The sequence below is a fragment of the Streptomyces sp. NPDC005195 genome, assembly GCF_040608315.1.
GTDB classification, from domain to species: Bacteria; Actinomycetota; Actinomycetes; order Streptomycetales; family Streptomycetaceae; genus Streptomyces; species Streptomyces kaempferi.
Window position 1 is genome coordinate 133,952 of the sequence record NZ_JBEXHZ010000002.1, and the last position, 11,113, is coordinate 145,064.

General features: G+C 70.4%; 13 protein-coding genes. 7 read left to right on the forward strand and 6 right to left on the reverse strand.

Features of this window, described 5'->3' with window-relative positions:
• Positions 1-290: 290 nt before the first annotated feature.
• On the forward strand, positions 291-1,088 hold the full coding sequence (locus ABZV34_RS03180; RefSeq protein ID WP_356270934.1) for a maleylpyruvate isomerase family mycothiol-dependent enzyme: 798 nt from the start codon (positions 291-293) through the stop codon (positions 1,086-1,088).
• Between the two features lie 50 nt (positions 1,089-1,138).
• On the opposite strand, the gene ABZV34_RS03185 is transcribed toward ABZV34_RS03180, so the two are convergent.
• Entirely contained in the window at positions 1,139-1,384 is a 246-nt protein-coding gene (locus tag ABZV34_RS03185; RefSeq protein ID WP_356270936.1) for a winged helix-turn-helix domain-containing protein, read from the reverse strand.
• Between the two features lie 90 nt (positions 1,385-1,474).
• On the opposite strand from ABZV34_RS03185, the gene ABZV34_RS03190 reads away from it, so the two are divergent.
• The 3 genes from ABZV34_RS03190 (at position 1,475) to ABZV34_RS03200 (ending at position 3,386) form a co-directional block, all read left to right on the forward strand.
• Positions 1,475-1,663, forward strand: coding sequence for a hypothetical protein (locus ABZV34_RS03190; RefSeq protein WP_356270938.1), 189 nt, complete (start codon positions 1,475-1,477; stop codon positions 1,661-1,663).
• 408 nt (positions 1,664-2,071) lie between these two features.
• Positions 2,072-2,575 carry a hypothetical protein gene (locus ABZV34_RS03195; protein WP_356270940.1) on the forward strand — a complete coding sequence of 168 codons (504 nt, stop codon included), beginning with the start codon at positions 2,072-2,074 and terminating at the stop codon, positions 2,573-2,575.
• 142 nt (positions 2,576-2,717) lie between these two features.
• The gene (locus tag ABZV34_RS03200; protein ID WP_356270942.1) at positions 2,718-3,386 is read left to right on the forward strand and encodes a S1 RNA-binding domain-containing protein; all 669 of its coding nucleotides are present in this window, start codon (positions 2,718-2,720) and stop codon (positions 3,384-3,386) included.
• A 211-nt stretch (positions 3,387-3,597) separates the two neighbouring features.
• On the opposite strand, the gene ABZV34_RS03205 is transcribed toward ABZV34_RS03200, so the two are convergent.
• The 4 genes from ABZV34_RS03205 to ABZV34_RS03220 all read right to left on the reverse strand — a co-directional run bounded on the left by ABZV34_RS03205 (position 3,598) and on the right by ABZV34_RS03220 (position 5,749).
• On the reverse strand, positions 3,598-4,008 hold the full coding sequence (locus ABZV34_RS03205; protein ID WP_356270944.1) for a cupin domain-containing protein: 411 nt from the start codon (positions 4,006-4,008) through the stop codon (positions 3,598-3,600).
• Between the two features lie 169 nt (positions 4,009-4,177).
• Complete coding sequence (locus ABZV34_RS03210; protein ID WP_356270946.1) at positions 4,178-4,600, reverse strand: arsenate reductase ArsC; 423 nt, start codon at positions 4,598-4,600, stop codon at positions 4,178-4,180.
• A gap of 28 nt (positions 4,601-4,628) precedes the next feature.
• Entirely contained in the window at positions 4,629-5,372 is a 744-nt protein-coding gene (locus tag ABZV34_RS03215) for an MIP/aquaporin family protein (RefSeq protein ID WP_356270948.1), read from the reverse strand.
• Positions 5,369-5,749 (reverse strand): metalloregulator ArsR/SmtB family transcription factor, encoded by a 381-nt coding sequence (locus ABZV34_RS03220; RefSeq protein ID WP_356270950.1) that lies wholly within the window; start codon positions 5,747-5,749, stop codon positions 5,369-5,371. The genes ABZV34_RS03215 and ABZV34_RS03220 overlap by 4 nt, the downstream gene beginning before the upstream one ends.
• A 79-nt stretch (positions 5,750-5,828) precedes the next feature.
• On the opposite strand from ABZV34_RS03220, the gene ABZV34_RS03225 reads away from it, so the two are divergent.
• Entirely contained in the window at positions 5,829-6,293 is a 465-nt protein-coding gene (locus ABZV34_RS03225; protein WP_356270952.1) for an ArsI/CadI family heavy metal resistance metalloenzyme, read from the forward strand.
• 173 nt (positions 6,294-6,466) lie between these two features.
• Here ABZV34_RS03225 and ABZV34_RS03230 read toward each other — a convergent pair whose 3' ends face one another.
• The gene (locus ABZV34_RS03230; RefSeq protein WP_356270954.1) at positions 6,467-7,960 is read right to left on the reverse strand and encodes an FAD-binding oxidoreductase; all 1,494 of its coding nucleotides are present in this window, start codon (positions 7,958-7,960) and stop codon (positions 6,467-6,469) included.
• Between the two features lie 883 nt (positions 7,961-8,843).
• Between ABZV34_RS03230 and ABZV34_RS03235 the strand changes: the two genes are divergently transcribed.
• The gene (locus ABZV34_RS03235; protein WP_356270956.1) at positions 8,844-10,040 is read left to right on the forward strand and encodes a hypothetical protein; all 1,197 of its coding nucleotides are present in this window, start codon (positions 8,844-8,846) and stop codon (positions 10,038-10,040) included.
• 48 nt (positions 10,041-10,088) lie between these two features.
• The gene (locus ABZV34_RS03240; RefSeq protein ID WP_356270958.1) at positions 10,089-10,865 is read left to right on the forward strand and encodes a TIGR03936 family radical SAM-associated protein; all 777 of its coding nucleotides are present in this window, start codon (positions 10,089-10,091) and stop codon (positions 10,863-10,865) included.
• The last annotated feature ends 248 nt before the right edge of the window (positions 10,866-11,113 follow it).

The window sequence follows — 11,113 nt, forward strand, 5'->3', positions numbered from 1 at the left end:
CTTCTGCCGTCGGCCCGCTCCACGGTGTGTGGGTCGACGGCGGACGGGATGGCAGCAGGGACAGTTGTGGTTCCTGTCGGAGCCGGACCCGCGAGTCAATCGGAGACCTCGAATTGGGCACGGTAAGAGCGGCTGACGAGGCCTTGCCGGTGCGGCGTCGCGTGACTCACCAATCGTTTCAGAATGTGGACACGGCGTCATCTGAGGGCGCCCGGCCCGTGCCGCGCGCTCGCCGCCTCGGCTGTGAAAATGACTGTCCGATTGCCGGAACACGGTGATAGAGAGTCCATGTGACAACGACACTTACGTTCCCCGTTCTGTTGCGACTGATCGACGAACGGTCGAGCGCCTTCCGCGCCGCGGTCGCCTCCGCGCCCAGCCTCGACGTGCAGGTGCCGACCTGCCCGGAGTGGACGCTGTTCGATCTGGCGCAGCACATCGGCGAGGGGCGCCGCGACTGGGCCGCCACCGTCGCCGCAGGGCCTGCTCCGGCCAAGTCCGCTGCGGAGGGCGCCCCGGCCGCGCCCCGGGAGCGCGAGGCCCAGCCGGCCTGGTTGGCGGAGTCCACGGAGCAACTGGTGGACGCGTTGCGGGAGGCAGGCCCGGATCGCGGTTGCTGGACGTGGTGGGGTGCGTCCCAGTCGCCGCAGACCTGTGGCGCGGTCGCCCGGCACCAGCTCCAGCAGATCGCGGTGCACACCTACGACGCCCAGGTCACTGTGGGTGCCCCGGAGCCGCTGCCGGATGAGGTGGCACTCGACGGTGTCGAGGAGTTCCTGTCCACCTGCGTCGCAACGACGAGTGCCTGGCCGCACAAGCCCACTGCCTTCGACTTCCACGCCACCGAGGGCCACTCCTGGTGCCTCACGGTCGACGGCGACGGCGCACGCTGCACCCGTATCTCCGCGCCCGGCACGACGCCTGTAGCTGCCGCCGACGAGGGCACGAACGCGGCCGGCGTCTCTGTTCGCGGCACGGCCAGTGAGCTGGTTCTCTTCGTGTACGACCGTATCGCGGCGGACTCCCTGCAGATCGAGGGAGACGCAGGTCTGTTCGACCTGCTCCGCGCGTGGGACCCGGAGGAGTAGGACGGGTACTGCACGACCGGTGTGTGGCCCCGGTGGCCCCACGTGTGGCCTCAGGCCCTGGCCGGCTTCGTCCTCGAAGCAGAGCCAGGCGCCCAAGTCCGCCACCCCCTATTTTTTGTGACGGGCCACTGCTCGTCCTCCCAGGCGGCGAACTTCACCTCGTCGCGCTCGGCGGCCTTGCGGGAGGGCACCCGCACGCTCCAGCCGATGCGGTGCGGCAGCAGGTCCAGCCCGGCCAAGGTGTACTCGGCGCCGAACCGGCGGCGCACGGTCTCAGCACCGGTCAGCAATGTCACCCGAATGGCGCAACGTGGAGTGCCACCCAAATGGGTGAAGGTCAAGCTGGCTGATGCCCCAATTGAGGCAATCCGCGAAAGGGGAACTACATGCGTATTCGACGCATCCTCGCCGCCGCCATCGCCACGGCAGCCCTCGCCGGACTCGGCATCACAGGCGCCGCCACCGCCACCGCCGCCAGCCTCACCCCGGGTAAGTGCGAGCAGGGCGGCGGAACGGTCAATTTTGCGAACAACACCTGCAAGGGCGGCATGTTCGACGGGCAGATGGTCGACTAGTCCCCGCTGGGCGCCCCGCAGCCACGCGCTGCGGGGCGCTCTCGCGCGAACGTAGGCGGGAGCGCCGCAGGGACCGTGCCGACTCGTCGGGCACGCTGGATCCGAGTCGGTCCGGAAGCACAGGGCGGGTGGGAACTCCTCATCTCGGCCGCCGGCTCACGGCTCGTCATGATCAGCGAAGGGACGATCCGCCGCCTCGCTGCCGCCTCGGGCCTCGCGCGGTACCCCGTCCCGCCTGGGGCACTGTGGAACGCGCAGCGGTGCTGCGCGGGTATCCGCCTTCCGGCGGGCACCTGAGACTCCGCCGTCCCTGGCAGGCACGCCCAGCGATGTACGCATGCCGGACGCGGCGCGGTTTCGACACGCACGCGGCACAACCAGCGAGCCCCCTGGAGAGTCGTACGCGGCATGATCAGCTTGCGTGTACGGCACGCTCTCAGCGTCTCCACGCTCGTCGTGGCCATGGCGTCATCGTTGCTTTCCTGCACCGGTGGTTCGGGCACGGCTTCGAGCGATGAGGAGTCTCCCGTCCGCAAGGCGGCGGCAGCGGCCCCCGCGACCGAGGAGCCGCCCGCCCCGAGCACGGCGGAACCGGCACCGGGGGCCGAGAAGGTCCGCGATGCGTTCGCTGTGCTTCAGGCCACCTACAACGACGGGTGTACGACCCCGGGGAACTGCGAGTACTTCCTGGGGCGGGTGCTCGATAATCTCGACAGTCTCGACAAGGCGATGAGAGTGGACCCCCAGGGCCCTGGGCATTTCAAGGAACCCCTCGCCTGGATCGCGGACCTGCGGGCCGAACTGGGCGACGACAGCTCCTTCGAGAACCTCAAGAAGCACCAGGGCCTGCTCACCGGAACGCGAGACAAGATCAATACGTGGATGCAGGGTCACCCGGAGGACTACCGATGACGCCGAGGCCGCGTTTCTCGCGGCGCTCGAGGTCGGTGATCTCTGCGGGGGGACCGTCACGGACGTCACGCGGCGCTGTGGGGCGGCGGTGGTCCTGGACGGCTTCGCCGGGCGCCCGTTGGGGACGGTCGGACCGCTGGACATGTCCTGGTGTCGTCCTTCTGCCGAGGTCGCGGAGGCCGGCCGGCGGATCACGGCCGAGGTGGTCGGCGTCGATCTGGAGAAGGGCCGGGTGCGACTGTCCATGGCTGCCACCGAGAACCCCGAGCTCCGGGCGTTCCTGAAGCGGCTGAACCGTGGCGAGATCCTCTCCGGCGTGGTGGCGGCGATCGAGCGGTTCGGCGTGTTCGTGGCCCTGGACGACGGCCCCGCCCATCCCGTCTTTCCCGGTGTCGGGTTCATCTCCTTCGCCGAACTGTCCTGGCAGCGCTACGAGGTGGTCACGGACGTCGTTCAGGTCGGACAGCGCATCTCGTGCGAGTTCCTCCAGTTCGACACGTGGAACGGAGAGGCCCGTCTTTCCCTGAAGGGGATGCGGCCGGACCCCCTCCGGACCTTCACCGACAGGATCTCGGTGGGCGAGATCCTCTCCGGGCAGGTCACGAAGCTGGTCCCGTTCGGTGTCTTCGTTCAAGTCGCCGACGGGATCGAGGGGTTGGTCCATCTGCGAGAGCTCGCGTGGACGACTGTGGAAGCGCCGGAGGACATCACGCGGGTCGGCGACCGGATGCCGGTCGTCGTCACGGAGCTGGACGTTGAGCGACGCAGGGTGACCCTCTCCCGGCGACGAGCGACGCCCCGCCCCGGGTGACCTCCACCGCGAGAGGCGTCATGTCCGCGTACGGATACCGGCATCCGGCATCGGCTGCCGTACGCGCTTCGTGTCCTCGCCCGCCGTCGCCGCCGGGTGCCCCCGGACGCCGCGGGCGGCCCCTCCTCGGGACCGCGGAGTTGGCGCCGCGGCGGCACCCTGACGAACCGTCACGACTCGTCACGGACCATCACGGACCAGTGGAACGCGGTCAGGGCCGAGTGAACCGCAGGTGTCGTCGTTCGGCCAGTTCCTCCGCGCCGACCACGGTCAGAACAGGCGTGCCCGGCTGCGCGAACATGGTCACCACCAGCTGTGACTGCGCGTCCGGGAGGTTGTTGCCTCCCTGGTAGTGGATCACGTCGCCTCCGGGTTCGAACAGGGCGTCCCCGGCCTTGAGCACCCGGGGCGGTTGCCCCTCCAGCTCGAAGAGGATCTCGCCCTGGGTCACGTAGCCGAAGATCGGCCCGGGGTGACGGTGCGGCGGCGCGCCCGGGTCGCCGGGCGCCAGGGTGACGCGGATGGTCCGGGCCTCGGCGCCGTCCGGGATCCGGGCCGCCGCTTCCGGCAGGGTCGTGATCACCTCGACGCCTTGGTGCGGGTGTGCGTGTTCAGCGCTCATGTGTTCCTCCGAACAGGGACTGTCTGGAGAGAGGACAAGACGGCCTCCACGTTTGTGACAGCCCTGCTTTCGTGACAGCTCTGCGCGGTGAACCTGCCCAGGGGCGCGCGGGAGGTCCGCTCGCCGGGTCGGGGGCCCATGGCCACGCTGCGAACCGCGGTCGCCGCACTCACACCTCACTCGCCGGGACGATCTCGTCGAGCAGGCCGCGTACGCGCTTCTCGATCTCGTCGCGGATGGGGCGGACGGCGTCGACTCCCTGTCCTGCGGGGTCGGGGAGCACCCAGTCGAGGTAGCGCTTGCCCGGGAAGAACGGGCACGAGTCGCCGCAGCCCATCGTGATCACCACGTCCGACGACTGCACGGCCTCCACGGTGAGCACCTTGGGGACCTCGGCGGAGATGTCGATGCCTGCCTCCGACATCGCTTCCACGACCGCCGGGTTGACGGCACCGGCGGGCGCGGACCCGGCGGAGCGGACCTGGACGCGGTCTCCCGCGAGGTGGGTGAGGAACGCCGCGGCCATCTGGGAGCGCCCGGCGTTGTGGACGCAGACGAACAGCACGGACGGACGCTCTGCGGGGGTCTTCATCGGGGGTGTCCTTCAGGGCGGGAGCTGGTCAGGGGAGTGTGGGGGAGGCGAGTTCGGGATCGCCCTGAACGGGGACGGTGCCGGCTCGCGCGGATGCCGGGCGTCCGAACAGCGCCCTCACCAGCGCGAGGCCCAGTGCGGCGCCGATCAGCTGGGCCGCGATGAACGGGCCGACCGAGGCGGGGGCGATGCCGGCGAACGTGTCGGTGAGGGCGCGCCCGACGGTGACGGCCGGGTTGGCGAACGACGTGGAGGACGTGAACCAGTACGCCGCTCCGATGTACGACGCCACGGCCACAGGGGCGAAGTGAGCGCGAGCGGTCCGGCCGAGCCCGAAGATCAGCAGGACGAGTCCGGCGGTCGCGACCACCTCACCCAGCCACAGGTGACCTGAGGCGCGGTCGTGCGTGGACCAGCGCACCAGGGGCTTGGCGAACATGGCGTGGGCGAGGACCGCGCCGCCGATCGCTCCGGAGGTCTGGGCGGGAAGGTACGCGGCGACATCCCGGCCGCTCGGTCCGTGGCCGGAACCTCGGCCGACGCACCAGGCGGCGAGGGTGACGACGGGGTTGAAGTGCGCGCCCGAGACCGGCCCGAGGAGCGCGATCAGTACGCCCAGCCCGAAGACGGTGGCCAGCGAATTGGCCAGCAGTTGCACTCCGGCGTCCCGGGTCAGCTCGGTGGCCTGGATTCCCGAGCCGACCACCACCGCGACCAGCGCGGCCGAGCCGACGGCTTCGGCAAAGGCCCGCCGTCCCAGCGAAGCGCTCACGCGGTCGCCTCCGCCGCCTGTGCGGTCTCGAGGAACGCGGCGAGCCGGTCGAGGGCGCCGGGAAGCACCCAGTAGTAGACCCACGTACCCCGGCGTTCGCAGTCGATCAGGCCGGCCTGACGCAGCAGCTTGAGGTGGTGCGAGATGGTCGGCTGGGTCAGGTCGAAAGCGGGGGTCAGGTCACAGACGCAGACCTCACCGCCCGCCCGTGAGGCGATCATCGACAGCAGCCGCAGACGGACCGGGTCGCCGAGAGCCTTGAAGACCTTCGCCAGTTCGGCAGCGTGGACCTCGCTCAGGGGCGCGGTCACGAGGCCGGGGCGGCAGGCGGCGGATCGGTCCTCTTGACCGAGCGCCATGAGTTCTTGCTTCGACATACTTCTATGTTGACGTTTTTCTATCCAACCCGCAAGGTTGCATCGACGGATGTCGATGCAAGCCGATGGGAGGCACGTAATGTCCCGTGTTCAGCTCGCCCTGCGCGTCAGCGACCTGGAAGCGTCGATCACCTTCTACTCGAAGCTGTTCGGTACCGGGCCGGCCAAGCGGCGCGAGGGCTACGCCAACTTCGCCCTCGCCGAGCCCCCGCTCAAGCTCGTCCTGATCGAAGGCGAGGCCGGACAGGACACGCGGCTCGATCACCTCGGCGTGGAGGTCGAGTCCACCGACCAGGTCACCGCCGCGACCGGTCGCCTCAAGGACGCGGGTCTGGCCGCATTCGAGGAGAACGACATCTCCTGCTGCTACGCCGTCCAGGACAAGGTGTGGGTCCATGGCCCGGGGCGGGAGCCCTGGGAGGTCTACGTGGTCAAGGCCGACGCCGACACCCTTGGCGAGAGCGCCGGCGTCGACGCGGCGGGGGACGGCTGCTGCGCCGGCCAGGCCACGGAAGGGGCGGCGGCGGGGTGCGGCCGCGGCTGACCACCAGCCGCGAGGTGGCTGATGGCCGCCGTACGGCGGCGGAGTGCGGCCCCCCTGGCGAGCGACCGCTCGGCCGGCCTTCCGGACGGCGAGGACCTTGCGGCCGATGGTCCGGGATGAAGCGGCCATGACCGAGCCCCCTCCCGGCCGGGAGGGGGCTCGGTCATGGCCGGTCAGCAGAACGCGGGCGGGACGCTCTGCTCGTACTGGAAGACGTTGCGGGGGTCGTACTTCGCCTTGATCTTGCGCAGCCGGTCGAAGTTGCCGTCCCAGTAGGCGGTTTCCCAGTCCTGCATGCCGATGTTCGGCACGTTGACGTAGGCACCGTGCACGTAGGGCCGCAGCGCCTGGCTGAACTCGGCGATCCAGGCCTGGGCGCGCGGGGTCAGCTCGTCGCCGCTGCCCGGTTCTCCACGGGTTCCCCAGCCGGCACCCGGCTCGGAGTAGAAGAGCGCGTCCCGATGCGGGAACGCCGTGCCGCCGCGGGGGCTCTTCCTGACCGCTCCGCCGAAGGCCTGGGTGAAGAAGTTGCTGTCGTCCGTCGGCGCGTCCCGCATGAACGAGGCGATCACGCTGATCGCCTTCTTCGGGAACGGCTTGTCGGTGAACTGCGAGAAGAACTTCCAGTTCGCCGGCTCGTCCGCGGTCGGAATCTGGAATCCCGCGTATACGTCGCCCCAGTTACCGACCTGCACCGAAACTTCGGGGCGACCGATCGAAAGAATCGGGGCCAGCAGCCTCTTCGCCTCCGCGGGCGTTCCCTCCGCGAGAACGGCGAACAGCAGGATCTGCTTTCTGTGAATTTCGAGCTGGGTGCCGAGACGGTTGTCGGCGACCGGCGCCGTACGCTGCCACGTGTCGAAGACCCTCTGCAGGTCTCCGAGGCCGTCCCACGTCGCCTGCACATAAGTGACGCTCTTGAGCGGGGCCACTTTGTAGGTGAGTGACGTGACGATTCCGAAGTTGCCGTTGCCCGCCCCGCGGAGTGCCCACAGCAGGTCCGAGTTGTTCTTCAGGTCCGCCTTGACGACCTTGGCGCAGTCGCCGTCCGAGGCGACGACGACCTCTGCCCCGATGAGGCTGTCGCAGGCCATTCCGAGGTAGCGGGTGAGGAAACCGAAGCCGCCGCCGAGCGTCGCACCGGACAGGCCCACGGTGCCTTCCGTGCCGGTCGTCACCGCCAGGTTCTTCTTCGCGAGCGTGGTCACCGCCTCCAGCTGGCTGAGCCCGGCCCCGACCGTCGCCGTACGGGCGGCCGTGTCGATGTGGGCCGACTTCAGCTCGCTGACGTCGATCACGATGCCGTTGTCCACGTTCGACCAGCCCTCGAGGCTGTGGCCGCCGCTCCGTACCCGCAGCGCGACATCGTGCTGCCGGGCCCAGGTGAGGGCGTTGACCACGTCCTGGGTCCGCTGGGCGTAGACGATGACCAGCGGATAGTGGACGAACAGCTCGTCCCAGCCCAGGCTCGCCTCGGCGTAGTCGGGGTCGTGGGGACGGACGATGCGGCCGGTCAGCTTCGCCGGCCCGCACGTCGCGCTCCCGGCCTCCTGGGTGCCGGCGCTCGCGCCCGGGGCCTCCGCGGCCGCGACGCCCGGGAGTACGACCGCGCCCGCGCCGGTGACCGCCGTGGCCTTCAGCAGTCCGCGACGGGAAAAGTCCTGCATGGTCCGTATCCTCTCGACCGGACTGCGCCAGTATTCGTCCGGGGGGAATCTTCCCTGTGAATGGGCGCGTTCGATCCCTTGTGGATCTCGTGGGTATTTCCGGAGTCGCAGATTAACAAGGGCGGGGCCGAGGCGGAGATGCCCGACACGCTAATTCGTTGGACGGCGGCGATCCGTTGAATAGTTTCGCCATTCCGCGATTTGTCGCCGACGTGGATTGCGTGGATCGCCGCCCACGCATGGATACGGTCACACAAATCGGCTCTCGCGATACCCGCGAAGGAGAGGGCGCCCGCGGCGCGGAGGGCGGGTCGCGCGATTCCCCTGGCTCTGTCACCGACATTCGCCGGACGTGACCATGCCCGCCCGGAGAACGTTATTCGGGGCGGGCCATGGGTCATGACTGATCGTGCGGCACGCGGGCGTCGGTCGGCCCACGGCGCGGCACGGGCGGCAGGGGTCAGCCGCGGCGCAGCATCATGACGACGGCGACGATGACGATGACGAGGACGACGGTACCCAGTCCTATGTACATGGGGTTTCTCTTTCCTTCGGCGGAGTGGCACCCATTGGTGCCTCAGGGAGCCGAGTTCCCCGGTCCGGTCCTTTCAGCCCACCCGAATCCTTCTGTTGCCCCGCTGTGACCCGCACCCGTGCTCCTGGCGCGTTTCCCGCGCGTGACGTGTCCGTCGCCGAACGGGCGCCGCGACCGTCCCCGACCGGGTCCCGTTCGGCGGGTCCGTTCAAGTCGGCGACGGTGTCGCGGGGTTGGTGCTCGGCGAGAGCTCGCACGGCTGCCGTGGGGACGGTGGAGGGCGTCGCACGGAGTGACCGGGCGGCGGTGGCGCGCATCCATACGCCCGGGTGACGCGTCTCCTCCCGTATGGACCTGGAGAAACCGCCTGCCGAGCGGCCCGTACCCCGGGCCGAAGGGTGCCTCACCGTCGCTGTCCGGCTGCCGGTGCGGATCGTCGTGCTCGTGCTCGTCGTGCCGGTGCGTATGGCGTGGGACGCGCTGGTCGTCGTCGGACGGTTGCTGCGCGACACCGTGCTGCGGCCGGCGGGCCGGGCGCTGCTGTGGGTGGCGTGGGCGGTGTTCGTGTGGCCCTGGGTGACGCTGTGGCGGTACGCCGTGGTCCCGGTCGCCCGGACACTGGGCCGGCTCGGGTACGTGCTGCTCGTGGTCCCCGCCGCCTGGCTGTACGGCCGGGTGCTCACCCCCCTCGGGCACGCGATCGCCTGGACGGCACGGGGCACCGGCGCCGCCCTGGCCTGGCTGTGCCGGGGCGTTCTCGGCGGGCTCGGCCGGATACTGCGCGGCATCGGCGCCGGGCTCGGCCGGGTGTCCGCGTGGTTGCTGGTGCCCGTGGGCCGCGAGCTCGCCCGGCTGCTCAAAGGTGTCGGGATCGGGCTCGCGGCTGCCGTACTCGGGGTGTACGAGGCCGTGGTCTGGCTGACGCGGTATCTGATCGTCGTACCGGCGCGGTGGCTCTACGAGTGGGTCCTCGCGCCCGTCGGACGGGCCGTCGCGTGGACTGCGCGCGGACTCGGACGACTCGTACGGATGATCTTCATCGGGATCGGCACCGGCCTCTACTGGACGCTGCGTGTCCTGCTCGTCCTGCCCGCGCTCGCCGTGTGGCGCTGGGTGCTGGTGCCCGTGGGACGCGTCCTCGCCGTCGTCGGCCGGGAGATCGTGGAGGCGCTCGGACACGCCTGGCGGGTGGCCGGACACCTCTCGCTCGCCGCCGGACGCTTCCTCGCCCGGCTGTTCCGGACGGCCTTCGTGGAGCCCGCGCGCTGGGTGTACCGGACCGTCCTGACACCCCTCGGGCACGTCGTCCGGGACACGGTCCTGCGGCCCGCCGCCGAGGCCGCCCGCAGTGTGGGCCGGGTCACCCGGCAGACCCTGGAAGCCGCCCGCGAGTCCGCGCGGCAGACCCGAGCCGACGTCCGCCGGATCCTGTTCGGCACGCCCCGCGAGCCCGAACCGCTCCGGCCGGCGAACCACCACGGGGAACCGGGAGCCGCCGCTGCACGTACTCTAGGTAGCAGTACGACCGCTCTCACGAAGGACTGAACGACACTGGGCAAGCGACAGCCCGAAGGCCCGCCGCCCGCACCCGCGGTGCAGCGCATCCGACTGCGCTACACCAAGCGCGGCCGCCTCCGGTTCACCAGCCATCGTGACTTCCAGCGCGCTTTCGAGCGTGCGTTGCGCCGTGCCGAGGTGCCGATGGCCTACTCGGCGGGGTTCACGCCGCATCCGAAGGTGTCGTACGCCAATGCCGCACCCACCGGCACGGGCAGTGAGGCGGAGTATCTGGAGATCGCGCTCACGGCGGCGCGTGACCCGGAGCAGCTGCGTGAGCTCCTCGACGAGTCGATGCCCGTGGGGCTGGACATCATCGAGGCGGTCGAGGCCCGCACCTCGGGTCTCGCCGAGCGGCTCACCGCGTCCGTGTGGGAGCTGCGCCTCGACGGCGTGGCGCCCGAGGACGCGGAGCGCGCGGTCGCCGCCTTCACCGCGGCCGACGCCGTGGAGGTCCAGCGCAGGACAAAGAACGGGATGCGCACCTTCGACGCCCGCAGCGCAGTGGCGAGCCTCGAGGCGCACACCGCACAGGCTGATAGGCCGACGGACCAGCCCTGTGCGATACTGCGGCTGGTTGTTCGGCACGTGACGCCTGCCGTTCGACCCGACGACGTCCTGTCCGGTCTTCGCGCCGTGGCCGACCTGGCGCCGCCGGTCGCCGCAGCGGTGACCAGGCTGGCGCAGGGGCTGTTCGATGAAGAGACCGGCACGGTGACCGACCCGCTCGCGCCCGACCGCGAGGCAGTCACGGCCGCTCCAGCCGATCGCACAGGGGCCGCCACAGCTGCCGCCGCGAAGGCGTCGGCGTAAGGAAGGTCCCGCGTAGGGACGGATGTCGTAGCGCCGCCCTCGTATCCGGGAGCCACCTGGGTCGGGCAGCGCACCCACCAGAAGACTTTCGCCAGGCCGTACGCACACATGGCGTACGGAACCGGCGAGACAGGACACAGAGAGCTCCCGTGCGGCGCCCGCGCCCCGGACGGCGGCACCGCGCATCGCGCGAGCCGCGGACGTCACCGGCACTGCCGGACCAGGCGCGGCGCCCGGGAGCCTGACGG